The organism is Mongoliitalea sp., assembly GCF_054166905.1.
In genome coordinates this window covers 1-23,760 of the sequence record NZ_JBSZCK010000012.1, presented here as the reverse complement: position 1 = coordinate 23,760, position 23,760 = coordinate 1, and the positions used below count along the sequence as shown (strand labels likewise).

Annotated in this window: 22 protein-coding genes; 14 read left to right on the top strand and 8 right to left on the bottom strand. The window is 38.7% G+C overall.

The window, feature by feature from the left end; all coding sequences use genetic code 11:
* From gltB to mutY, 4 genes are all read right to left on the bottom strand, one after another.
* The gene (gene gltB, locus ACXIUD_RS03420; protein ID WP_458051216.1) at positions 1 to 4,488 is read right to left on the bottom strand and encodes a glutamate synthase large subunit; all 4,488 of its coding nucleotides are present in this window, start codon (positions 4,486 to 4,488) and stop codon (positions 1 to 3) included.
* Positions 4,489 to 4,882: 394 nt separating this feature from the next.
* A complete protein-coding gene (gene gldE / locus ACXIUD_RS03415; RefSeq protein WP_458051215.1) occupies positions 4,883 to 6,232 on the bottom strand; it encodes a gliding motility-associated protein GldE in 1,350 nt (449 codons plus the stop codon).
* A gap of 64 nt (positions 6,233 to 6,296) precedes the next feature.
* Complete coding sequence (locus tag ACXIUD_RS03410; RefSeq protein ID WP_458051214.1) at positions 6,297 to 6,752, bottom strand: single-stranded DNA-binding protein; 456 nt, start codon at positions 6,750 to 6,752, stop codon at positions 6,297 to 6,299.
* A gap of 51 nt (positions 6,753 to 6,803) precedes the next feature.
* Positions 6,804 to 7,877, bottom strand: a complete 1,074-nt coding sequence (mutY, locus tag ACXIUD_RS03405) for an A/G-specific adenine glycosylase (protein ID WP_458051213.1) — start codon at positions 7,875 to 7,877, stop codon at positions 6,804 to 6,806.
* A 109-nt stretch (positions 7,878 to 7,986) separates the two neighbouring features.
* Between mutY and ACXIUD_RS03400 the strand changes: the two genes are divergently transcribed.
* The 5 genes from ACXIUD_RS03400 (at position 7,987) to ACXIUD_RS03380 (ending at position 13,643) form a co-directional block, all read left to right on the top strand.
* Positions 7,987 to 8,346, top strand: coding sequence for an HU family DNA-binding protein (locus tag ACXIUD_RS03400; RefSeq protein ID WP_262893061.1), 360 nt, complete (start codon positions 7,987 to 7,989; stop codon positions 8,344 to 8,346).
* 21 nt (positions 8,347 to 8,367) lie between these two features.
* A complete protein-coding gene (locus ACXIUD_RS03395) occupies positions 8,368 to 9,186 on the top strand; it encodes a tetratricopeptide repeat protein (protein ID WP_458051212.1) in 819 nt (272 codons plus the stop codon).
* Positions 9,187 to 9,364: 178 nt separating this feature from the next.
* Positions 9,365 to 10,936 (top strand): Rne/Rng family ribonuclease, encoded by a 1,572-nt coding sequence (locus ACXIUD_RS03390; RefSeq protein ID WP_458051211.1) that lies wholly within the window; start codon positions 9,365 to 9,367, stop codon positions 10,934 to 10,936.
* 112 nt (positions 10,937 to 11,048) lie between these two features.
* A complete protein-coding gene (locus tag ACXIUD_RS03385) occupies positions 11,049 to 12,182 on the top strand; it encodes a DUF4221 family protein (RefSeq protein WP_458051210.1) in 1,134 nt (377 codons plus the stop codon).
* A 294-nt stretch (positions 12,183 to 12,476) separates the two neighbouring features.
* Positions 12,477 to 13,643, top strand: a complete 1,167-nt coding sequence (locus tag ACXIUD_RS03380) for a hypothetical protein (RefSeq protein ID WP_458051209.1) — start codon at positions 12,477 to 12,479, stop codon at positions 13,641 to 13,643.
* A gap of 32 nt (positions 13,644 to 13,675) precedes the next feature.
* On the opposite strand, the gene ACXIUD_RS03375 is transcribed toward ACXIUD_RS03380, so the two are convergent.
* Entirely contained in the window at positions 13,676 to 14,137 is a 462-nt protein-coding gene (locus ACXIUD_RS03375; RefSeq protein ID WP_458051208.1) for a DUF1456 family protein, read from the bottom strand.
* Positions 14,138 to 14,379: 242 nt separating this feature from the next.
* Between ACXIUD_RS03375 and ACXIUD_RS03370 the strand changes: the two genes are divergently transcribed.
* The 5 genes from ACXIUD_RS03370 to galK all read left to right on the top strand — a co-directional run bounded on the left by ACXIUD_RS03370 (position 14,380) and on the right by galK (position 17,650).
* Positions 14,380 to 14,628, top strand: coding sequence for a type II toxin-antitoxin system Phd/YefM family antitoxin (locus tag ACXIUD_RS03370; RefSeq protein ID WP_458051207.1), 249 nt, complete (start codon positions 14,380 to 14,382; stop codon positions 14,626 to 14,628).
* 73 nt (positions 14,629 to 14,701) lie between these two features.
* Complete coding sequence (locus ACXIUD_RS03365; protein WP_458051206.1) at positions 14,702 to 14,893, top strand: Txe/YoeB family addiction module toxin; 192 nt, start codon at positions 14,702 to 14,704, stop codon at positions 14,891 to 14,893.
* A gap of 14 nt (positions 14,894 to 14,907) precedes the next feature.
* Positions 14,908 to 15,330, top strand: a complete 423-nt coding sequence (locus ACXIUD_RS03360; RefSeq protein ID WP_458051205.1) for a secondary thiamine-phosphate synthase enzyme YjbQ — start codon at positions 14,908 to 14,910, stop codon at positions 15,328 to 15,330.
* Between the two features lie 58 nt (positions 15,331 to 15,388).
* Positions 15,389 to 16,210, top strand: a complete 822-nt coding sequence (locus ACXIUD_RS03355) for a sterol desaturase family protein (protein WP_458051204.1) — start codon at positions 15,389 to 15,391, stop codon at positions 16,208 to 16,210.
* A gap of 288 nt (positions 16,211 to 16,498) precedes the next feature.
* Positions 16,499 to 17,650, top strand: a complete 1,152-nt coding sequence (galK, locus tag ACXIUD_RS03350) for a galactokinase (RefSeq protein WP_458051203.1) — start codon at positions 16,499 to 16,501, stop codon at positions 17,648 to 17,650.
* Between the two features lie 23 nt (positions 17,651 to 17,673).
* On the opposite strand, the gene ACXIUD_RS03345 is transcribed toward galK, so the two are convergent.
* Positions 17,674 to 19,131, bottom strand: coding sequence for a protein adenylyltransferase SelO (locus ACXIUD_RS03345; protein WP_458051202.1), 1,458 nt, complete (start codon positions 19,129 to 19,131; stop codon positions 17,674 to 17,676).
* 213 nt (positions 19,132 to 19,344) lie between these two features.
* Entirely contained in the window at positions 19,345 to 19,767 is a 423-nt protein-coding gene (locus ACXIUD_RS03340; RefSeq protein ID WP_458051201.1) for a nucleoside-diphosphate kinase, read from the bottom strand.
* Between the two features lie 190 nt (positions 19,768 to 19,957).
* On the opposite strand from ACXIUD_RS03340, the gene ACXIUD_RS03335 reads away from it, so the two are divergent.
* The 4 genes from ACXIUD_RS03335 to ACXIUD_RS03320 are packed head-to-tail and all read left to right on the top strand — an operon-like array spanning position 19,958 to position 23,076.
* Positions 19,958 to 20,998 carry a DHH family phosphoesterase gene (locus ACXIUD_RS03335; protein WP_458051200.1) on the top strand — a complete coding sequence of 347 codons (1,041 nt, stop codon included), beginning with the start codon at positions 19,958 to 19,960 and terminating at the stop codon, positions 20,996 to 20,998.
* Positions 20,985 to 21,920, top strand: a complete 936-nt coding sequence (locus ACXIUD_RS03330; RefSeq protein ID WP_458051199.1) for an FKBP-type peptidyl-prolyl cis-trans isomerase — start codon at positions 20,985 to 20,987, stop codon at positions 21,918 to 21,920. Before ACXIUD_RS03335 ends, ACXIUD_RS03330 begins: the two co-directional genes overlap by 14 nt.
* A gap of 59 nt (positions 21,921 to 21,979) precedes the next feature.
* The gene (locus ACXIUD_RS03325; RefSeq protein ID WP_458051198.1) at positions 21,980 to 22,531 is read left to right on the top strand and encodes an FKBP-type peptidyl-prolyl cis-trans isomerase; all 552 of its coding nucleotides are present in this window, start codon (positions 21,980 to 21,982) and stop codon (positions 22,529 to 22,531) included.
* Positions 22,531 to 23,076 (top strand): FKBP-type peptidyl-prolyl cis-trans isomerase, encoded by a 546-nt coding sequence (locus ACXIUD_RS03320; protein WP_458051197.1) that lies wholly within the window; start codon positions 22,531 to 22,533, stop codon positions 23,074 to 23,076. Before ACXIUD_RS03325 ends, ACXIUD_RS03320 begins: the two co-directional genes overlap by 1 nt.
* Before the next feature lie 21 nt (positions 23,077 to 23,097).
* Here the strand turns inward: ACXIUD_RS03320 and ACXIUD_RS03315 are convergent, their stop codons facing one another.
* A complete protein-coding gene (locus ACXIUD_RS03315) occupies positions 23,098 to 23,601 on the bottom strand; it encodes a methyltransferase (RefSeq protein ID WP_458051196.1) in 504 nt (167 codons plus the stop codon).
* Positions 23,602 to 23,760: the final 159 nt, after the last annotated feature.

Below are 23,760 nucleotides of genomic sequence, written 5' to 3'. Positions count from 1 at the left end.
TTATACCAATGTTGAAGTTTTTTCTAATGCTTTTTTTCTTAATACCTCTTTATAATCCCTTGGGATTACCTTGATGAACTTTTCCTTGTATTCGGTCCAATGATCCAAAAATTCAGTTGCTAAGAGACTACCAGTCAGTTGCTGATGTACCTGCAATTTGGATTTAATGGTAACGAAGTCATCTTCATTTAAAGGATCCAAGTCCACCATCTCTGTGTTGATGAGGTATTCGTATTCTTTGAGGATATATGCTATACCCCCGCTCATACCGGCAGCAAAGTTTCTCCCGATTTCGCCTATGTTTATCACAAGTCCACCAGTCATGTACTCGCAGCCATGATCTCCAATCCCTTCTATTACTGCTTGAACCCCTGAGTTTCTTACACAAAAGCGCTCTCCACCTTTACCATTGATATACGCTTCACCTGAGGTGGCCCCGTAGAATGCCACATTACCAATAATGATATTTTCATGAGGCACAAAAGCGGCGTTCCGACTTGGATATACAATCAATTTCCCTCCTGATAATCCTTTGCCGAAGTAGTCATTGGATTCACCTTCCAATTCGAAAGTAACACCTTTGGTTAAGAAGCCACCAAAAGTTTGGCCTGCCGATCCGGTAAACCGAAAATGGATGGTATCTTCGGGTAAGCCCGGGCTTCCGTAGATTTTGGAAATCTCATTAGAGAGCATGGCTCCAACTGTTCGGTCCGTATTTTTGATTTTAAAGCTTCCTTGAACAGGATTGGCTTGCTCCAAAGCTGGAATAGCTGCTTCCAAGAGTTTTCTATCCAAGATTTTTTTCAATTCAAACTCTTGATCAATCTGCTTGTGGATACCTACATGATCAGGAACCTCTACTTTGTGGAAGATTGGGGACAAATCTAATTTATCCCATTTCCAATGGTCCATGTGCCCTGTTTTCAATACATCCGATTGTCCGACCATTTCGTCTACAGTTCGGAAGCCAAGTGAAGCCATGATTTCCCGCAGGTCCTGCACCAAGAATTTGAAATAGTTGACTACATGGTCAGGATCACCTGTGAACAGTTTTCTCAACTCAGGGTCTTGTGTTGCAATACCCACGGGACAGGTGTTTAGATGGCACTTACGCATCATGATACATCCTTCCACCACGAGAGCTCCGGTGGAGATTCCCCATTCTTCTGCTCCCAGTAAGGTTGCAATGGCAATATCTCTGCCTGTTCGCAGCTGTCCATCCGTCTGTAAGACCACACGGCTTCTCAGGTTGTTTTTTACTAAGGTTTGGTGGGCTTCAGAAAGACCAAGTTCCCAAGGTAAGCCGGCATGTCGGATAGAACTCAATGGAGATGCTCCTGTACCACCATCGGCGCCTGAGATCAAAATCACATCAGCCTGAGCCTTGGCAACACCGGCAGCAACCGTCCCAACACCTGCTTGAGATACTAATTTTACATTGATGCGTGCCCTGCGATTGGCATTTTTTAGATCATAAATCAATTGAGCCAAATCCTCGATAGAATAAATGTCGTGATGGGGTGGAGGAGATATCAATCCCACACCTGGTGTAGAATGTCTTACTCTTCCGATCCAGTCATCTACTTTATGGCCTGGTAACTGACCACCTTCTCCAGGCTTGGCACCTTGAGCCATTTTTATTTGCAATTCTTCTGCATTGGTCAAGTAGTTGGAAGTTACTCCAAATCTACCAGAAGCAACTTGCTTGATAGCGGAGCGTTCCCAATCTCCATTTTCTTTTCTTTTGAATCGAATCTCATCTTCACCACCTTCACCGCTGTTGGATTTAGCACCGATTCTGTTCATGGCTATGGCCAAAGTCGCATGTGCTTCATGCGAGATAGAACCAAAAGACATGGCACCAGTGGCAAAGCGCTTCAGAATTTCTTCGGCAGGTTCTACTTCTTCTATTGGGATTGAAATCCGTTTTTTGAATTCAAACAGTCCTCGAAGGGTAAGCGCATCTTTTGTTTGTTCATTGATTTTTTGAGCAAATTTTTTGTACAGTTCATAATCTCCCAAGCGGGTAGACTTTTGTAGCAAATGGATGGTTTCTGGATTGAATAAGTGTTTTTCACCTCTTCGTTTCCATTGATAGACACCACCCGTTTCTAGTATGGTGCTTGGTGTCTCATAGGCAGCTTGATGGCGGATCAATACTTCCTCAGCAAGCTCATCAAAAGAAATACCGGAGATTCTACTGATCGTACCTTTGAAGCATCTGTCAATCACTTCTGGCCCTAAGCCAATGGCTTCAAATATTTGCGCTCCCTGATACGATTGCAAGGTACTGATACCCATTTTGGATAATACCTTCAATAAACCTTTACCCAGAGCATCTTGGTAGTTCTTGAAAAGCTGTTTTTGATCAAGCGTTTTGGAAAGCAATCCACGCTCATTCAAATCAGCTAGGGTTTCCAATGCCAAATAAGGATTGATGGCAGAAGCCCCATACCCAATTGCAGTGGCAAAATGATGGGTTTCCCGAATATCTCCTGACTCCAACACCAGCCCTGCTCGTGTTCGAAGTTTTTTCTTCACCAAGTGATGATGCACCGCACCAATAGCCAATAAAGAAGGAATCGGGGCTTTTTGCTCGGTTGAATTTCTATCGGAAATGATGATGATATTCTTACCAGCATAGATTGCGCCTTCTGCTTCTTTGCATAGATTATTCAACGCTGCCAATAAGCTTCCAGGCTCATGATTGGCTTCAAAATGAGAAGCTAAGGTCACTGACCTGTATCCATGTTCCTCCAAATGTTTGAGTTTCTCCAAGTCCTCATTGAGTAATACTGGTTGGGAAATATGGATCTGTCGTGTATGACGGGGACTCTCTGCTAAAATATTATGACTTTCTCCAATTCTGGTAAATAAAGACATGACCAATCGCTCCCGTATAGGGTCAATTGGAGGATTACTAACTTGAGCAAACAGTTGCTTAAAGTAATTGGAGATATGTTGGCTTTGCTTGGACAAGACCGCTAAGGGTGTATCCGCTCCCATAGAGCCAATTGCTTCATAAGCAGTATCACCCATAGGAGATAAGACTACCTTGATTTCCTCTGAGGTATATCCAAAGATTGTTTGACGCTTCTTGATGTTTTCTGTGGAATAAGGATGGTCCAATTTTTTTGGATCAGGCATCAGCCGCAGCTTTAAGCGCTCTTCATTGACCCATTTTTCATAGGGTTTATTGTCGCAAATGCTCTTTTTGATTTCATCATCAAACAAAATTTTGCCATTGACCAAATCAGCCATCAACATTTTACCAGGACTGATTCTGCCTTTTTCAACAATGCTCGCTTCTCGGATAGGTAGAGCACCTGCTTCAGAAGATAAGATCAGACGGTCATCTTTGGTGATAAAATACCTCAATGGACGCAATCCGTTTCTGTCCAAGGTGGCTCCCAGCGATTTTCCATCTGTAAATAGCAATGCTGCAGGACCATCCCAAGGCTCCACTAATGCAGCATGAAATTTATAAAATGCTTTTCGCTCTTTATCCATTAATTGATTGTCCTGCCAAGCTTCTGGCACGAGCATCATCATGACATGCGGCAGCGGTCGACCACTCAAAGTCAACAACTCTACCATGGCATCTAAATTGGCAGAGTCAGAATTATGCTTGTTGGTAATCGGCATCAACTTGGAAAGCTCCTCATCTGTAAAATGCACCGAGCGCATGAGCGTTTCCTTGGATTTCATTTTGTTGAGATTCCCTCTGATGGTATTGATTTCTCCATTGTGCGATAGGTAGCGAAATGGTTGAGCCAATCTCCAATTGGGGAACGTATTTGTAGAAAAACGGGAGTGTACCACCGCCAATGCCGAGCTGATGTTCTTATTTTGGAGATCTTTATAAAAAGGCAATACCTGATCGGTTCGTAATTGGCCCTTATATATAAGTGTCTCCGAACTGAAACTCGCAAAATAAAAGGAAGAGTTGACACCGGGTATGCTGGAGTTAATCGTTTTGGTAGCATAATTTCTCAAAACAAACAGTTTGCGTTCTAAATCTATATCTTGCAAACCGCTTTTATGAGCTACAAATACCATTTCAATGTTTGGCATCACATCGAGCGCTCCAGAACCAGGAACAGTCTCATCTACAGGAACCTCTCGATAACCTAGTAGCTTGAAATCTAACTCTTCAAGAATGGCATTGAGTTGTGCCTTTGATTTTTTGTAGAGTTGTTTATTTTTTGGGAAAAAAGTCATCCCTACTCCATAACTTCCTTTCTCGGGCAACTCGATACTGCCTCTTTTACAAATTTCCTTAAGAAAGTTATGTGGTATTTGAATGAGAATGCCCGCACCATCACCGGTTTTGGGATCACTTCCCCGACCGCCTCGGTGTTCCATGTTGCTGAGCATAAATAATGCATCGCTGATTGTCTCATGTGATGCTTCCCCCTTCACGTTGACGACCGCCCCTATGCCACAGGCGTCATGCTCAAATGCTTCATCGTATAATCCTTTATTCATCACAGAATTTTTAATAGGTTTGTTTAATTTAGTTGCAAAAAATACAAAAAAAATTACTTTTTTTAAAATCTAATCAACCAAATAAGCTCTTTGGTACGGCTTATTCATTAAAAATGACTTTCCATTGATAAATACAAAAAATCAAAATGGTATTCAATTTGACCTTATCTTAAGACAATTTTTGTTATTGAATCAATTATTGGTTTGATTTTAGTCTATAAATTCAAAAATTTGTGGATGAATTGTAAAAAATGGTTTTCTTAAATTTTTTTAGAAGGTATTAAAATTTTTTAATTCTGACTTCCAAAAAAGTATAACGATCGGAAGGTTTAAAAGCTTAACTAGCGAAATTATATTTGGCAAATAAGTATTTTACCAAAATTGAGGTGTTTCGCTAGTCTTCGTAATTTCCCAGTTTATCTGGATATTTGTCAAGTAAGGATACCTTTACTTTCTTGATTCTTTTAGTATCTACAGCCAAGATGGTAAACTCAAAAGATTCAAATTGAATTTTTGATCCATTTTTTGGAAGATTAGCATTTAATTCCAGTAATAAGCCACCTAGAGATTCGCTTTCACCTTTGACCTCGTCAAATAAACCCTGGTCGAGGTCTAACTTTTTGCAGAAATCATTCAAGGATACTTTGCCTTCAAAAATAAACGTATTGCTATCAATTTCTTTGAAATAAAAATCTTCTGGATCGTCAAACTCATCGTTGATTTCCCCTATGATCTCTTCTATCAAGTCTTCCAAGGTCACTAACCCCGAAGTACCTCCATACTCATCCACGACAATTGCCATATGAACTCGTTTTTTTTGAAAATCTTTAAGAAGTGTATCTACTTTTTTATTTTCTGGAATAAAGAAGCTTTTTCTCAATAACTTTTGCCATTCGAAAAATTCATCTTTCTCAATGTAGGGAAGTAAGTCTTTAATGTATAGGATGCCTTCCACATTATCGATTGTTTCTCGATAGACAGGAATTCTTGAATAACCTGATTTATTGATTTTATCCATCAATTCATGAAAATCGGTATCGATCTCTACAGCTGTGATTTCCATTCGGGAATGCATTACCTGCTTGACAGTCAAAGTCCCAAAGTTTACTATGCCTTTCAAGATGTCTTTTTCACTTTCGGTGCTTTCTTCACTTGTAATTTCCAAAGCTTGGTTTAGTTCATCTACGGAAAGAGCATATCCTTTTTTCTCTATCCTGCGTTCAATGATATGGCTGAATTTCATTAGCAGGAAAGACAAAGGGCTCAAAAACTTCGAAGCTATGCTCAAGGCGGGTGCCATTAACAGAGAAAACTCCTTCTTGGCCTTTGTGGCATAAACTTTAGGAACAATTTCACCGAAGAAAACAATACAGAAAGTTACACCTATCGTTTGTCCTAAGAGTATTGCAATTCCTTTGGCATCAGTCCCAAATAAATCCCACACAAAAAAAGTTGTCAAAGTTACAAGCGCAATATTTATTAGGTTATTGAGAATCAATATGGTACTCAAGAGTTTTTTGGGAGCCTCAATAAGTTTTTTTGCTATCGGGTATCTTGGATGCTGCTCTTTTTGTAGCTCATCCATATCATCAGCGTCTAAAGAAAAAAAGGCGACTTCAGAGCCTGATACTAAGCCAGAAGAAATTAATAGCAGGACAAAAATCAAGGCATTTATCAAAAGGTAGCTAGTTGAAACATGTGCAGTTTCAACTAGCGACAAAAGACTCGGGTATGGGTCGTCCATCTACATTCAAAATTGATATTTGCAAAATTAAGCAAATAATAAACAATATTTCAAGCCTTTAAGCTTAGAATGGTAAATCATCATCTTCCTGAAGCGGTTCAGGTGTGGACGATACTGGTTGCATAGGCCTATTTTGAGGTTGACTTTGCTGATAACCACCCGATTGGGCTGGAGCTCCTCCTCCTTCTTGCCTGGAGTCGAGCATAGTCATGTTCAAAACCCGAATACGGACTTTTTTTCGATTATTTCCCTGTTCATCCTGCCAAGTATCGGTTTTGATTTTACCCTCTACATAGATTTTACTTCCCTTTTTTAAATAGGACTCCGCAATCTTAGCCAAGCCGTCCCAAAGCTCCAAATCATGCCACTCCGTGTTGTCGATCCTATTTCCGCTACGGTCTTTGTAGCTCTCTGTGGTAGCCAGACTTACATTAGCAACCACTTTGTCGCCTTCCAAATGCTTCACTTCTGGGTCTGAACCCAAATTGCCAACCAAAATAACTTTGTTTACTCCTGCCATCGTTTCAATTGTTTAAATGTTTAACAAAAATGAATCCCTAAAATATACGGATTATTCTTCACCGTTCAAATACCTTAAAATCAATCGTGACTTTCCTAAGTTGTCAAAAGTCTCGTTTGATACCAACTGCCAATATTGTGCATGTGCCCATTGTTTCAACTGTTCCTCATGCTTTTTTTCAAATTCGAACTTCACAAAGTTGGCAAAAATTCTTTGATGTGACAGGATATGTTTAAATACTTGTGAAGAATCATGGACAATTTGTGTCGGAATAATTTCAAGGCCATTCAAAATCTCTTCATGGACAGTTTGTAGCTCCTCTTTTTTGTCTGTTTCAATTAATGGAAATTCAAATAGACCCTCCCAAATATCTTTAGGTCCTCTTTGGCGGATAATTACTTGGTCCCCACAAGCGATTTGAAAGTATTGAAAATACCGCTCCCTTACTTTCACTTTATTAATTTTAACCGGCAGGTCTTGTACTAGATTATTAGTGTGTGCTACACAAGATTGCCTGAGTGTACAGGTGTCGCAACTTGGCTTGTTAGGAGTACAGTGCAATGCTCCAAACTCCATAATTGCTTGATTGTAGCTTCCGGCCATATTTGGGGGGAGTACTTCATTGGCTAATGCTTCAAATTCTTTCTTGCCTGTATGGCTAGCAATATCAGTAGCTATTCCAAAATACCTTGCAAGGACTCTAAATACATTCCCATCTACCACCGCAACGGCTTCATCAAAAGCAAAAGATGCGATGGCAGCCGCAGTGTAAGTCCCTACTCCTTTTAGTTTAAGCAATTCTTTATAAGTGGCTGGAAACCTTCCTCCGTATTCGTTCACCACTTGCTGAGCACAAAAATGGAGGTTTCTAGCACGCGAATAATAGCCTAATCCTTGCCATAAACGCATGATATCTTCGCTCGGAGCTGCTGCCAAGTTCTCAACTGTCGGGTAATTGCTTAAAAATTTTTCAAAATATGGCAGCCCTTGAGCTACTCTAGTTTGCTGTAAAATGATCTCAGATAACCAAATGATGTATGGGTTTTTTGTGTTTCTCCATGGTAAATCCCGCTTATTGGCCTCAAACCAGTGGAGAATATTGTGTGCAAATGCGTTTGTGCTCAAGGTGATATGAATGTTTGATGTGAAGATAATGTTAAACAATTCAATCTAATTTTGGTCTTTTTGTTTTTATATTGAATTGCTTCCTTTAAATTTGCAGTCCCAAAAATAGTTGGTTAATAGCTGGTTAAGCTTATTCGATAATAATTTAAATTCAACAACAGTGACTAAAGCAGAAGTAATCACCAAGATTTCGGAAAAGACTGGAATCCAGAAAGACGATGTGACTCAGACAGTTGAGGCGTTCTTCAAAGTAGTAAAAGATTCCATGGCAGAAGGAGAAAATATTTACGTGAGAGGTTTCGGAAGCTTCATCAATAAGAAGAGAGCAAAGAAAATTGCACGTAATATTTCTAAGAACACTGCGATTGTAATCGATGAGCACTATGTGCCAGCATTCAAGCCTTCTAAAGTGTTTATTGAGAAGATCAAAAACAGCAAAAAAATTAAAGAACTAGCTCCACAAGACTAATTTGGAGTAAAAGTCCTGCTTATGAAAAAGTCACAGATCATTGCCATCGTTATAGGAGTCGTTGCTATAGGTTTGTTATTTTCACTACCTAGAGTTATTGTCAAAAATGATGATGGTGAATCGGCTATTTCAGAAGCAGGCAGTTCTACCCCTTCCGGTATGGAAGATTTGCACAATGCACCAATTGCCCCGGAGGCACAGGAAGCATTGCAACGCATTTCTGAAAAACTCAGTAAGGAAAATGATTTGGAGCGCTTCGCAGCGCTTGCAGATACGCTTGCATCTTTATATTCCCAAGCAGGTAAGTTTGATTCTGCCGCATACTTCCTAGATAAAGCTGCGGATAGAATACAGTCCATAGAGCGCTTCGAAAAAGCAGGTATTGCTTATTATGAAGCCTACACATTTGCATTGAATGAAGAAAAGGTTGCTTATCTTGCGGATAGAACCCGTTTCTTTTTGAATAAAGTCTTGGATGAAAATCCAGCACGTTCAGATTTGAAAACAAGAGTGGCGATGACTTATGTTTCTTCATCCAATCCTATGCAAGGGATTACTATGTTGCGGGAAATATTGGATGCAGATCCTACTAATGAAGATGCCCTTTTCAATATGGGGATCTTATCAATGCAATCCGGTCAACATAGAAGAGCTGCAGAGCGATTTGAAGAGTTGGTCAAGCATCACCCTGCTAATATTCAAGGTCAGTTTTACTTAGCTGTAAGCTATTTTGAGTCTAAGCAAAATAACAAAGCAAAAAAGCAGTTTCAGGAAGTTAGAAACATGAGTTCAGATCCTATGATTTTGGCAAGTGTGGATAGCTACTTGGAAAGACTATAAAATTATTGTTCCACGTTAAATCTTTAAAACTATGCCTTGCGGTAAGAAAAGAAAAAGACATAAAATCGCTACGCACAAGCGTAAGAAAAGACTTAGAAAAAACAGACATAAGAAGAAGTAATCACTTCTTCTTGTTTGGTTTCTAACTACTTGTACTAAAAAATAAAACAAGACCAATTTGAGCACAGAATTACTAATCGATTCTGCTCAAAACGGAAGTCGGATCGCTCTATTAAAAGACAAAAACTTGGTTGAACTCCACTCTGAGGGTGGAGAAAACCAGTTTAAAGTTGGAGACATCTACCTAGGTACAGTCCGTAAAATCGTCAATGGCCTCAATGCAGCCTTTATCGATGTAGGGTATGAAAAAGATGCATTTTTGCATTATCAAGACCTAGGACCACAGATCAATAGCCTGAACAAGTTCACTAAATTGATCAAAAACAATGGGTATACTAACTTCAACTTCAAAAACTTTGACCTAGAGCCTGATATCGAAAAGCTTGGAAAAATTTCCAATGTCCTTTCTAAAAATAATCAGATACTGGTGCAGGTGGTAAAAGAACCCATCTCCACCAAAGGTCCAAGACTTTCCTGTGAGCTCTCCTTGGCAGGGCGCTATATAGTACTCGTTCCTTTCTCTGATACAGTCAATGTATCTAAGAAAATACGAAGTGCAGAGGAACGCAAGCGTTTAGTTCGCTTGATTACTTCTATAAAGCCAGCCAATTTTGGCGTAATTATTCGAACAGTTGCTGAAGGTCAATCAGTTACTGAGTTGGACAAAGATTTAAGAAATCTTGTAACAACTTGGGAAGATGGTATCAAAAAGCTTCACAAAGCGAAAAGTTGCGACAAGATAATCGGAGAAATGAGTATGGCCTCCTCGATCATTCGAGACCTGCTCAACGAATCATTCGATGCAATCACCGTCGAAGACGAATTGATCTACGATCAAATCAGATCTTACATCAGGAGTATAGCCCCTGAAAAAGAAAAAATTGTTAAGCTTTACAACGGAAAAGCGAAGCTCTTTGAAAGTTTTGGAATAGAAAAGCAAATCAAAAGCTTGTTTGGACAGACCATCAGCCTTCCTCAGGGAGGTTATGTGATCATCGAACACACAGAAGCATTACATGTGATTGATGTCAACAGTGGTAACAAGTCCAATCAAGAAAGCGACCAAGAGACTACAGCATTAAAAACAAACTTGGTTGCTGCTAAAGAAATTGCCAGACAATTGCGCCTCCGCGATATGGGAGGTATCATCGTGGTGGATTTCATAGACATGAAAAAGGCTGACAACAAAAAAGCCATTTATGATGCTATGAGAGAAGAAATGCACGATGACAGGTCCAAACATACAGTCCTGCCGTTAACCAAATTCGGTTTAATGCAAATTACGAGGCAGCGCGTCAGACCTGAAGTCAATATTGTCACAAAAGAAGTCTGTCCATCTTGTAACGGAACAGGCAAAATCCAAGCATCTATCCTAGTAGCAGATCAGCTAGAAAAAGACTTGGAACATATTGCTACTATCCAAAATGTATCAAACATCCACATTGGACTTCATCCATACCTGTATGCATATTTTACAAATGGTGTGGTTTCCAAACGAGTAAAGTGGTTTTTCAAATACTTTAAGTGGGTTAAACTGATTAAAGATTCCTCACTTCCGGTGACGGAGTACAGATTCCTGGATGAATCAGGAGAAGAAATAGAACTACAAGTAAAAAGCGAGGTTGAATAACCTCGCTTTTTTTGGTTTTAATGAGTTTAGGTTCGAATTCAAATATGATTAACTAATTTTAAGTTTTCTAAATGCCTTGAACATATTACTTTTAGTTTAGAAAATTGCCTATATGAAATATACACTCGCCATCAACCTTTTGATTTTAGTCCTTTTTTTATCCTGTGAAACAAAGCAGCAAGCAGTTTCAGATTTCAGCTTGTCATTTCAATCAGATACAGTAATGATTGATTCAAAAGGGAGAAATTTTGATCTCACGAGGAATCTTGCCATCTCCGATTTAAGTCCTGAAAAGGCTAGCATCTATTTGATCAATAAATTTGATAATGCAATCGATGAAATAAGTTTGGATAGGCAAGAATATAGTAAAAGCATTCTTCTAGAAAAAGATGGACCTAATGGGATAAGTTATATCAGCAATATCTATGTGCTAAAAGATCATTTGTTTTTTATCAAAGCATTTGAGCAATCGGCAGTATTTGATTCCAACGGAAAAAAGATAAAAAAAACAGATTGGTCCAAAGTGGGCATTGAAAATGATGCCCTTATGCATAAAAATGAATTGGCGCTTGAGTTTAGTGACACCATGCGAGTATTTGGTTTACCGTATGGGAACGATCGAAGCCTTACGCTAGAGGTTCTTTCTACGAAAGAAAATACACGTAATCGATTCGATGTGGACCTAAGTAAATCCTATGAAAATAATATTTTAGAGTTAGATGGTTCAGGAACTTATTTCTTTTTAGAGCCTACAGTCTACTTGAAATCAGAAAATGGATTGGTAATTATCAGTCACGATTTTACTAGTGAGCTGTATATCTTTTCTGCTGCTGGTAAACTACTTAGGCATCTTGATTATAAGCCAGCTTTAACCCCCAAAGCTGTTAAGCAATTAGACAAAAAGTCTATTGCAACGGTTGACGAATTAAAAAATGCGTATCAAGGTTTTCTGGAACAAGTCAAGTTTAGTCCACCGGTTTGGGATGAAGTAAATAAGGTTTATTTACGACTTTCAGCTATCAAAATATTCACTGATATCCTTGAAGCGGGAGATTTTCTACCCAAAGTTCAGGAAACCAAGGTCTTCCTTACCATCTTTGATGGGGATTTCAATATAGTCAAAGAAGGGGAGATTCAAGAATTATCTTCAGAAAGTATGAAGTACTTTGCAAAAGACGGTAAGCTGTGGGTATTTTCCAATTTTCATGATGAATTGGGTTTTATTCGACTAAGCATTGATTATTAGGATCTAAGCCTAATCTGTAGACCCATTTAGAAAAGCTGCTAAATCAATATCAAAGATGGGTTTAAATCTGGGTCATCTTCCTTTTTCAGCTAATCACTTACTTAAGCCTTGCTTTCTTGTAAACCGCTATCTATAAAAAGTTATATCATCTGTAAAAATCAAGGATGAAGGTGGAACTTTGAATGATATGGTTGTTGAACATATGATCCGTATTTTCTCATTTTGTGGCAATTAAACGGCATCTTTGTTTTTCAACTAAAGCAACAGTATATTTAAGGAGCAAATTTAGCCTTCATGAAACATCTTTGTCGATTTGTTTTACTTCCGCTTCTCCTTATATCCTGTAGTCAATCAAGCAAAGACTCGAATTCATCTATTCAAGTTGATAAAAGTCAAGTTAGCCTAGAAAAAATAGACAGCATTCAAATTGCATTCTTAGGGAATCCGATTGTTCAAGACATCGACCCAACGACGGGAATAGTGTTGTTTACTGAGCAAGGGAATAATTCTCAAGATATCTATGTGGCAGATTTTGAGGGAACTATTATTCACTCCTATTCTAAATTAGGTAATCTGCCAGATACGTATGGCGTTTTATTTGCCCCTTTAAAAATCGTCGGTGAGCATGAGTTCTTAGCCTATGGTATCAATGGTTTATTGACCTATGATTTTTCAGGTAAGCTACTTACCCGAACAAAAATTCAGGACATACAACCGTATAATTTTGCAAAGATATCGATGGGTTTCAGTTTGGGAATTTTGAAGGAAGGGTATCTTTACTTTGATCAGGGCTCGAGAAATATTGATTATAGTGACCGGAAACTGTACGAAGAAGTAAATGCCATAATTTTGGTAGATAAAACTACGGGTAAACGAGAGGAGCTCATGAAAATCCCAGAATCAAGTCTGTATCGTAACGGAAAATATTTTTACAGAGATGCTTGGGCTCCTATTTTTGAACTTACTGAGGGTGAATTACTCGTGGTCCATGGCGCAGAGCCCAAGATTTATGTTTATGAGAAAACACGACCTTTTCAGCTAATCAGAGAAATTCCTCTAGACATTCCCAATTACAATTTCTACAAGGGAGAAGATGTCTATAATACCGATTCTTTCCTAAATTTCTTTTCTTTTGGAAGAATCGAGACACTTACTAGGGTAGATGATTACTTTATTTTGGGTTATTTTCCTGGCTATGATCAGCAAGACTTAGCTATCTCAAAAGAGAACAAATCTCCCGAAGAATGGAATGCGTTTCGCGAACGTATGCTGAAAAAATACCCTCATAGGGTTGCTATTTTTGATTCTGAGGGTAAATTGATAAATGATTTTGTACTCACGAATGTGGATCCAAGAAATATTATCCTTCGAGATGGAGAACTATGGTCCATGGGAAAGGTGGATCTGGAAGTGGAACGAGATTATTTTATAGTATATAAGCTCGGTTTAAAATTTGACTAGCCAAAATTATTAGCCCTAGAAACTAATCTTTTCTACTCAGGCCTGTATTTCACCTGAAGACCTCTTAAAAAGTTTCTCAACACCTGATCTTTACAAGGCCTATACTGTTCCTGGGTTGGTTTGCGAAATAGAGCGCTGAGCTCATGTTTGCCAAACTTAAAATCCACCGAAGCTAATGCATCCAAGATATCCTCATCCTTCATATTCAAAGCAATTTTAAGCTTCCGAAGGATGGCATTATTGCTGAGGGATTTTTCAGGTTTGGGATCTTCTCCGTCTTTCTTACCTCGTTTTTTGATGATAAATCCATTCAAAAAAGCAGCTAAATCAATATCATAGATAGCCTTGAAATCCGGATCATCTTCCTTTTTGAGCCAATCACTCACTTCAGCCCTGCTAGCCTCCAAACCGCCGAGTTTGAATAGTTTCATCATCTGATCATCTGACAAATCAAAGGTGTAGCGTAGGCTGCGGAGGATATCGTTGTTGGACATATCAATCGGTGTTTTTTGGATGGGGCTTCAAAGTTGAGAAAATACTTTCCTGAGCCCATTTTTTTGTAAAAATAAAGAATTTCCTTGGTTAGAGGGTTCTTTCTATCAGTAGCCTCTCAATAAAATTAGATGTGTGTGATTCCCATCTTGTTTTAAAAGCTAAAATAATTTGCCACCTACTTTTAAAGATGAACTTTTAATTTTAAATTTATGTACCAAAATGTGTACACAAATGTAAAATTATGATAGTAATTAGTTCAAGAGAATTCCGAGAAAACCAAAAAAAGTACTTTGATCTTGTCGATCAAAATGAAAGGGTTGTAATTAAAAGGAGAAATAAATCCTATGAATTGACTTCGGAAGTTAAAAATGATAGATTTTTTGAAAATCCAGAAATTCTAGATAGGATTGAAAAAAGTTTAAGGTCCTTGGAAGAAGGAAGGGGAATCAGGCTAAGTGAAGATGAGCAGCGTAAGCTTTTTGAAACATGAATTTTGAAATAATTTTTTCCCCAGAAGCACTTGAGGACATTGAAAAACTGAAAAAGACTGGAATAAAGTGCTTTTGAAAAAGCTACAACAATTAATTGAGGAATTAAAACTTCATCCGGAGACAGGAACAGGACAGCCAGAAAGACTAAAATATTTGAAAGTGAATTTATGGTCTAGGAGAATTAATAGATTTCATCGCTTAGTATATAGCATAGATGGAGAGAAAGTTTCTGTATATATTATTGGTGCTTATGGTCACTATTAAAAGATACATTTAAAGTGAAACTCTTCCAAAAAGAAATCCAACTCAAACCCTATCCACGGGGCTTTCATTTGATTACAGGTACTATTGAACAACAGTTTTCGGAAATCCGAGAGATTCAGACGGGCATGTTGCAGGTGTTTATCAAACATACTTCCGCTGGCTTGACCATCAATGAGAATGCAGATCCTATCGTGAGAAAGGATTTTGAAACCTTTGTCAATGATTTAGTGCCTGAAAATTATTCCAAGTTTATCCACACCTACGAGGGAGCGGATGATATGCCGGCTCATCTGAAGAGCAGTTTACTTGGCAATAGTGTACAAATTCCAATTACCATCGGGAGGTTAAACCTCGGAACTTGGCAAGGGATTTACTTATGTGAGTTTAGAGATTATGGTGGGCCAAGAAATTTGGTGTTGACTGCTTTTGGAAATTGATTTTTTTAAGTGAATTTGAAGTTTGTAAAACCTATTTTTGTATTATTGGAATATAGCTATGGATTTTAAGTTAGATTGGTTGCTAGGGGTAGATTATACAGAGCTTCCTAATTTCGCGTTGATTGTAGGAATACTCTTTTTGGGTGTTTTTTTGAGATACTTACTCTTAGCTTGGGGTTATCATGAGTTGGTGTATAAAAAATACGGGGATAAAATGCCCTATAGAAGACTTCATGAGCAAATAAAACTACCTCAAGTCAAGACAGAAATCTGGTATTCCTTTCTTGGAGCAATTATTTTTGCTTTTTCTGGTACTGCTTTACTCATTTTTTGGCAGCGAGATTGGAGTCTTTTATATACCCAATTAAGTGTATGGGATATTCTGTGGATGCCTCTCAGTTTTGCTATTGCTTTATTTATCCATGAAACCTATTACTACTGGTTGCATCGCTGGATGCATAAGCCAAGTGTATTAAAGCATTTCCACCATATTCATCACAATAGTTTGTATACCAGTTCCTTTACTTCTTTTTCTTTTCATCCCTATGAGGCCTTGTTGCAGGCAATTTTCCTACCGCTATTAGTGTTGGTATTGCCCATGCACTTTTTCGTGTTACTTGCACTTTTGCTGACCATGTCCATTACAGCTGTTATTAATCATGCCGGTGTTGAAGTGTATGGTTCTAAAACATTACAATCTTCTTGGGCTAAATGGATGGTTGGTGCTACGCATCACGATTTGCATCACTTGCGCTACAAATGTAACTATGGGCTGTATTTTACTTTTTGGGATGTCTGGATGAAGACAGAGGACCAAAGTTTTGCCAAGCGCTTTGAGAAACATACTGTCGTAGAACAGCTTGGTGAAAAAATAAAGTGAGTTCACAAGTAGACTAAAAATTATTTTTCGTACTTTCTTCATGTAATCAACGTTTCGTGATTTACGTCACGTATTTTACGTGATAAAATTCATGTTATAATTCTTAAGACTGTATGAGAGCTCCTAAAAATCTATTTTTACTAATCGGTTATCATAGCCCCAACTACTTCTGTGATAGGAAAAGTAAAAGTATCAATTGGACGATACGCTTTTGATGCGTTGGATTCAGTCATTGCAGCTATAAGATTTCTTGAAAAAAAATTACACTTATACCATCGTCAAACCTATATGAACCTTCAAACCCACATTACCCAATTATTTCAACATCACTTCGGAACGCCTCAGGTGCTTGCCCATGCTCCTGGGAGAATCAACCTTATCGGAGATCATACAGATTATAATCAGGGGTTTGTACTACCTGCAGCAATAGACCTTGGCATTACCATGGCTGTATCCAAAAATGGTAAACGTATATGTCATTTGATAGCGGTGGATTTAAACGATAGCATTCACATCTCCTTGGATGAACCCTTGATGCCTGTAGAAAAAAGTTGGGCCAACTACATCATCGGAATCATGTATGGCCTACAAGCAAAGGGAGTAGCCTTGGAAGGGTTTGATGCCGTCTTTGGAGGAAATATTCCAGTTGGATCGGGATTATCTTCTTCTGCTGCTTTGGAGTGTTCCACTACTTATGCACTTGCTCAATTGTTTGAATTTAACGTAAGCAAAGAGGAAGTTATTCGAATAGCGCGAGAAGCTGAACATAATTTTGCTGGAGTCAAGTGTGGGGTGATGGATCAATTTGCCTCAGTCATGGGAAGCGAAGGGCATGCCATCCAACTGGATTGCCGAAGCTTGGATTATCAGTACTTGCCTTTATCCTTAGGAAATGCTGGCTTAGTCTTAATCAATACCAAAGTCAGTCATAGCCTTGGTGATTCTCAATACAATCAGCGAAGATTGGAGTGTGAACAAGGGGTCTCCATCATCCAACAAGTTTACCCTGAGGTGAGCTCTTTGCGGGATGTCAGCCTAGCTATGTTGGAAGCAGTGAAATTGCCTTCTGTCATCTATCAACGTTGCCTCTATGTAGTGGAGGAAAATTTGCGTGTTGAAAAAGCTGCCGAATTCCTTCAAGCTGGACAATTAAGGGCCTTGGGAAAATTAATGTATCAATCGCATGAAGGACTCAGCAAGCTATATCAAGTCAGCTGTGAGGAATTGGATCACTTGGTTTCTCAAGCAAATCAACTAGAATCCGTCTGGGGTAGCCGGATAATGGGAGGAGGTTTTGGCGGTTGTACCATCAACCTGATAGCCCAGGAGCAGCTGGAGGCTACGCTTTCCAAGCTTCGTGATTCTTATGTAGCTACTTTTGGAATAGAACCAGAAATATACCCTGTCAAAACAGCCAATGGAGCAGGTGTTTTGAATTAGAGGATGCTTGCATCAATTGGAAATCAAGTTCCGCAGAATGTCTGATAATTTTCATCAAATGATTGAGGGACTTCTTGGTAGCTTTCTAGTGAAGTTCTGAACATGTATGGTTGTTGGATAACTTCTAATAATTGATGGAATGGTTTCATATCTCCTTTTTCTGCGGCATTTAGCGCCTCTTCAACTCGATGATTTCTTGGGATAAAGGCAGGGTTTACTTTGCGCATTAATGCTTGTGCATCTGCTTTAGATCTGTTTTCTTGCCCGATACGTTGTTCCCAGTCAGCAATCCATTCAATTACAATAGGAGACTGGTAAACTTCTGTAGAAGGGAGTTTGTCTTCTGTCAAATAGAAAAAAGTATTTGTGAAATCGGCTTTTTGTCCTTGCATCCATCCGAGCAGTCTGTCAATAAGCTGCTTGTCGTTTGCGTCTACCTGTGTAAGTCCTAGCTTCCTGCGCATCATATCCAGCCATTTGGCTTCGTAGATAGCAGGAAATTTTTTCAAACTTGACTCTGCTAATTTGACTGCTTCCTCTTTGTCGGATGAGATTGCTGGCAGCAAGGCAGAGATTAAGCAAGATAGATTCCAATGAGCAATGTAAGGTTGATTGCCATAGGCATACCGGCCTTGGGTATCGATGGAGCTAAAGACGGTTTTGGGATCATAGGCATTCATAAATGCACATGGTCCGTAATCGATCGTTTCTCCTGCAATACACATATTATCCGTATTCATCACCCCATGGATAAAACCTACCCGCATCCAATCTACAATCAAATCAGCCTGCAACTCCATTACTTCTTCAAAGAATGCGATGGCTTTATTTTCAGCATCATCCAAAGACGGGAAATGTCTGGCAATGGCATAATCCAAAAGATCTTGGAGGTGAGTTCCTCCTTGGAAATTTCTTGCATATTCAAATGTGCCTACCCGCAGGTGACTTTTGGCTACTCTTGTTAAGACCGCACCGGGTCTGGTCCGCTCTCTATATACAGGTTCTCCAGTCCAAACAACTGCCAAGGATCTGGAGGTGGGGATTTTTAGATAATGCAAGGCTTCTGACATCAGGTATTCTCTCAACATGGCTGCAAAGTGTGCACGTCCATCTCCTCCTCTGGAGTATGGAGTTCGACCTGAACCTTTGAGTTGGATGTCATAGCGCTCTCCGTTTGGTGTAAGTTGCTCACCAAGCAGGATTGCCCTTCCATCTCCTAGCATAGTAAAACTCCCAAACTGATGACCAGCGTAGGCCTGTGCAATAGGGGTAGACTCCGGGATTAACTGATTTCCCGCAAAGATCTCTCCTAAATCAGGAATCTTTTGCTCATCAAAAGTAACTCCGAGTTTTTGTGCCAATCCTTGATTCAGTAAAACCAACTGAGGATTAGCCACAGGCGTAGGAGCTATTTCACTGTAAAAAAAGGCTGGGAGTTTGGTATAAGTTGTATCGAAATTAAACTGTACTGCTTGAGACATGGAAGTTTCGTTTCAAACAATAACATCAAAAAGTGAGAAAAAATTTCACCCTGTGTTTTTAACTATGGAGGGATTAAGGGAATGAATGGTTTTATCATCTTAATACTCCTTCACTTCTTAATGGTTACTCTTCTTCAATGGTTTTTTTGTTTCCCCAATTACGAATAACTAAATAAAAAACTCATAAAAAAAGCAGCTCTAGGCTGCTCTTTTTTATCTTACTCTCTCCAGTTTGCTGAAGTAGAAATCTCCTTCGATTGCTGCGTTTTCGTCGGAGTCGGATCCGTGGACTGCGTTAGCTTCAATAGAAGTAGCAAAGATTTTACGGATAGTTCCTTCAGCGGCATTAGCGGGGTTTGTCGCACCGATCAAAGTTCTAAAGTCCTCTACTGCATTATCTTTTTCCAAGATAGCTGCGATAATAGGACCTGAAGACATATACTTACAAAGGTCATTGTAAAAAGGTCTTTCTTTGTGAACCTCATAAAATTTACCAGCTAGTTCAGGAGTTAGCTGTGTTGCTTTCATGGCTACAATTTTAAAACCTGCCTCTTCAATCATTTTCAATATTGCACCTGAGTTACCTGCGCCAAAAGCATCAGGCTTAATCATTGTGAATGTTCTGTTACCTGCCATTTTTCTGTAATTAATATGGATTTAAATTCGGGTGCAAAAATACCTTAATTCATGAGAAAGTCATATAAAAGCCATAAATATTCCGTTATCTATTTCTTTTTAAGCTCATTAGCTTAATTGGGAAAATTAAAAAATATTCCTCACCTTTGCAGACTGTGTGCGCTAAATGCTCACCAACAAACGCAATCGAATGCAAGAATTAGAGTCATTAAAAAACCTATTAGCCTCCCCTCAGCACGTAATTATTACTACACATCACAAGCCAGATGCTGATGCGTTGGGATCTAGTTTGGGTTTGGCTAATTACCTCAAGAAAAAAGGTCATGATGTTACGGTAGTGACACCTTCTGATTATCCTACGTTCCTACATTGGATGAAGGGTAATGAAGAAGTATTAAACTTTGAGGATGAAAAGCAAGCATTAAAAGCACTGGAGAAATTAAAAAAAGCAACATTGCTTATAGGTTTAGACTTCTCCTGCCCTAAGCGTATGCATGAGTTTATGCCTTTCTTTTTGGAAAGTACAGCTTTTAAAGTAAATATTGACCATCATCAAGACCCGAAAGACTTTGTTAATTTCCGTTACTGGAGTACACAGGCAGCGGCGACATGTGAGTTGATTTTTGAACTCATCTGCAAATTGGGAGATAAAGAGCTGATAGATAAAGATATCGCAGATTGCTTATATGCAGGTATCATGACAGATACAGGAGGCTTCAGACATCCAAACACTACCAAAAACGTCCATCTAATCACTGCCGATTTGATAGAGTTAGGTGCAGATAATACTCGCATATCGCGTCAGATTTATGACAATAATTCGATTGATCGATTAAAATTCATAGGCTTTGCTATCAGTCGTAGATTGGTTATCCTGCAAGATTTGAAAACAGCTTACTTTGCTATCAACAAAAAAGACTTGCGTAAATACAATTCTCAAACAGGAGATACCGAGGGATTAGTTAATTATGCATTATCTTTGGATGGAATAAAGATTGCGGCACTTTTTACTGAGCGTGAAGATGGAATAAAGATTTCCTTCAGGTCCGTAGAAGAAGTAGCTGTTAATAAATTTGCTGCGGAACACTTTGATGGAGGAGGTCACAAAAATGCCTCTGGAGGTAAGTCAGTGCTATCGCTCAAAGATACTACCGATAAATTCGAACAACTTATAAAAGAAAATCAACACACCCTTTTCAATCAATTAGAACTCATCCATGAAAAAAATTAAGAGTACCCTTTTATTGGCTGTTATTCTGACAGCAACCCTTGGTTTGGTATCTTGTAAAAAAACCAAAACCACATCCGACGGAATTGAATATACCTATATCAAAGAAGGTAAAGTTTCTCCAAAAAATGGGGAGTTCATTCTATACAACCTGATAGTAAAGACTGATAAAGATTCAGTGTTTATATCCACCTATGAGCAGGAAATGCCGGGCTACTTGCAGTTCAATGATTCTCTTCCTAGAGAAACAGGTATGGATGAGATCTTTTTAGGATTGAAAAAAGCAGATAGTATTTATATCGAAACTGTTGCTCAAAAAGTATTCAGAGACAATATTCCATTTTTCTTGACAGCGGAACAAAAAATCAAGATCCAAATCGGTGTAATTGATGTCTTGGATCAGGAAGGGGTGGAAGCATACTTCATGGCCTTGCAAGATGCCCAAATGAAAAAAATGGCAGAAAGTTCAGCTGTTCAGTTGCAAACAGATGTTAAATTGATCGAGGAGTATTTGGCAGAAAATAATATTCAGGCAACCAAGACAGAGTCAGGTTTATTTTACGTCATAGAGAAAGAAGGTACAGGTCCTGCCATCGAAGCTGGTGATTTAGCATTTGTTCATTATGCTGGTTACCTATTAGATGGCACATTATTCGATACAAGTTTGAAAGATGTAGCACAGGCTAACGGTGTCTTCAGCGAGCAGCGTGACGCAGTAGGCGGCTACGCACCATTTGATGTAATGGTAGGTCAAGGCAGAGTTATTCCAGGATGGGATGAAGGTTTGGCATTGCTGAAAAAAGGCGACAAAGCGAAGTTAATCATTCCTTCTCCATTAGCTTATGGAGAAAGAGCTGCTGGCGGTGCCATTGGACCAAACTCGATCTTGATTTTTGACGTAGAAATCACTGACGTTCAAAAGTAAATTGATAGATCAAGTAGGGCCAAAAGCTTCAATCTTGATTAGATCAAAAAACAAAAATTATGAAAAAGCAATTCTTAGGTATTCTATCAATTTTCTTCCTGTTTTCAGGATGCATTTCAGATTCTGAAAATTCATTGACCCGATTTGAACGGGAAGTGGAGAGAATTGAGGAATACCTAAGGAATAATGACATACCTTCAGTAAAAGAACTTTCTGATCCTTTAAGAGGTATTTATATGTTTTGGCAGGAAGTATCTGATTCTGGTATTATTCCCTTTGAAGGGGACTCAGCCTTCGTAGATTACACGGGGAAACTATTAGATAATTCAATTTTTGACACCTCTATTGAACAAGTTGCAAGAGATAATAATCTTTTCAATCCACAAAGAACGTATGAGCCTTTAGGGGTTTGGATGGGGTTCAGAAGAGTAATTCTTGGGTTTGAGTTTGGAATATCCCAAATGGAGCAAGGTGATAAAGCATTTATTATCTTCCCTTCCTTGTTTGGATATGGAGATGACCCAAGGGCAGGTGACTTGAGAAATCAGCCTTTGATTTTTGAAATAGATTTAATTGAAGTTAGGAAAAGCGGCATAGACGACGGGTTATAATGAGAAGTAGAGTTATATTTTATGGATTAGTCTTTATCTCTATGTTAGGGATAGCTTGTGAACCGGTAAGTCCTTTTGGGCCTGTATACGATGTTGAAGGGAATTTAGCCCGTGACAAGGAAATTATTGAGCAATATTTAGAAACTGCAGCTATTGATAGTTTATATAGGGTCCATGATCCAAATGGTGTGATCATCATAGTTCAAAAAGAAGGTGATGGTGCTTTTGCAGTTGATAGAAATCTCGTATTCATGAATTACACGGGGATGTTGCTTGATGGGACGGTCTTTGATACTAATCAAAAAGATGTTGCGATAGCGAACAATATTTTTGACGAAAACAGGCAATATAGAATTTTTGAGTTCACCGTTGGTCAGAGAGATGCCATTGAGGGATTTAGTATAGCTTTCCGAAGAATGAGAAGTGGAACGAAAGCTGTAATCATCATTCCTTCGCCATGGGCATATCAAGATAATGCTAATTTGGAAAGAATTCCTGCCAATTCTATTTTGAAGTTTGAGGTAGACTTCTTAGGGATGGATTAAAAATAAAAAAAGCCGGCTAAATCAGTTGGCTTTTTTTTTGCCTATCGGAATAAGTGCGGGGACTTTTGATTGATACTTTTTATATGCTTCGCCAAAGATTGCCAACAATTTTTTTTCTTCCAATCTAATACCTATCGGTAAATAGAATACTAGCATACCTGCATGAATCAAGGATGTTAAGGTAGGAGAGAAGAGGAAATATCCTATAAAAATAAGCATCAATCCTGCATAAATTGGATGCCTAATGTACCCATGAATGCCCGTTTGGATCAATTCTTCTTTAATTTCCAAATCATCGTGGGGCGTCAGTCCAGCAAACCTTTTCCCACTGAAATTTTTGAAAGATTTTACTATAATAATCGTTCCAAATGCAGCTAGCATATACCCGATGTAAGTTAATACTTCCGTCGGCTGCAATAATGGATAAGGCTCAATAGTCCCAGAATAGATGAAAATCCCAAAAAATAGAATGCTTGCAATTCCTGTGTAGAGTAGTCTATTCCATAAATATGCCTTTTTTACCAAAGCTTTTATTTTTCTTTTTTATGTATATCCGTAATTACACCAGTAGCCAAATAAATATATAATGACAGTTAGTGACAATTGCTATTTGTGATCATTCAATGTATCTAAATTAGGTCAAAATAAACGGTTTTGACCATGAATATTGTAAACTTCATCAAT

Coding starts and splice junctions, on each gene's coding strand:
- gltB (WP_458051216.1), bottom strand. CDS start 4,488: ATGAATAAAGGATTATACGATGAAGCATTTGAGCATGACGCCTGTGGC.
- gldE (WP_458051215.1), bottom strand. CDS start 6,232: ATGGACGACCCATACCCGAGTCTTTTGTCGCTAGTTGAAACTGCACAT.
- ACXIUD_RS03410 (WP_458051214.1), bottom strand. CDS start 6,752: ATGGCAGGAGTAAACAAAGTTATTTTGGTTGGCAATTTGGGTTCAGAC.
- ACXIUD_RS03395 (WP_458051212.1), top strand. CDS start 8,368: ATGAAAAAGTCACAGATCATTGCCATCGTTATAGGAGTCGTTGCTATA.
- ACXIUD_RS03385 (WP_458051210.1), top strand. CDS start 11,049: ATGAAATATACACTCGCCATCAACCTTTTGATTTTAGTCCTTTTTTTA.
- ACXIUD_RS03380 (WP_458051209.1), top strand. CDS start 12,477: ATGAAACATCTTTGTCGATTTGTTTTACTTCCGCTTCTCCTTATATCC.
- ACXIUD_RS03375 (WP_458051208.1), bottom strand. CDS start 14,137: ATGTCCAACAACGATATCCTCCGCAGCCTACGCTACACCTTTGATTTG.
- ACXIUD_RS03370 (WP_458051207.1), top strand. CDS start 14,380: ATGATAGTAATTAGTTCAAGAGAATTCCGAGAAAACCAAAAAAAGTAC.
- ACXIUD_RS03355 (WP_458051204.1), top strand. CDS start 15,389: ATGGATTTTAAGTTAGATTGGTTGCTAGGGGTAGATTATACAGAGCTT.
- galK (WP_458051203.1), top strand. CDS start 16,499: ATGAACCTTCAAACCCACATTACCCAATTATTTCAACATCACTTCGGA.
- ACXIUD_RS03345 (WP_458051202.1), bottom strand. CDS start 19,131: ATGTCTCAAGCAGTACAGTTTAATTTCGATACAACTTATACCAAACTC.
- ACXIUD_RS03340 (WP_458051201.1), bottom strand. CDS start 19,767: ATGGCAGGTAACAGAACATTCACAATGATTAAGCCTGATGCTTTTGGC.
- ACXIUD_RS03335 (WP_458051200.1), top strand. CDS start 19,958: ATGCAAGAATTAGAGTCATTAAAAAACCTATTAGCCTCCCCTCAGCAC.
- ACXIUD_RS03330 (WP_458051199.1), top strand. CDS start 20,985: ATGAAAAAAATTAAGAGTACCCTTTTATTGGCTGTTATTCTGACAGCA.
- ACXIUD_RS03325 (WP_458051198.1), top strand. CDS start 21,980: ATGAAAAAGCAATTCTTAGGTATTCTATCAATTTTCTTCCTGTTTTCA.
- ACXIUD_RS03320 (WP_458051197.1), top strand. CDS start 22,531: ATGAGAAGTAGAGTTATATTTTATGGATTAGTCTTTATCTCTATGTTA.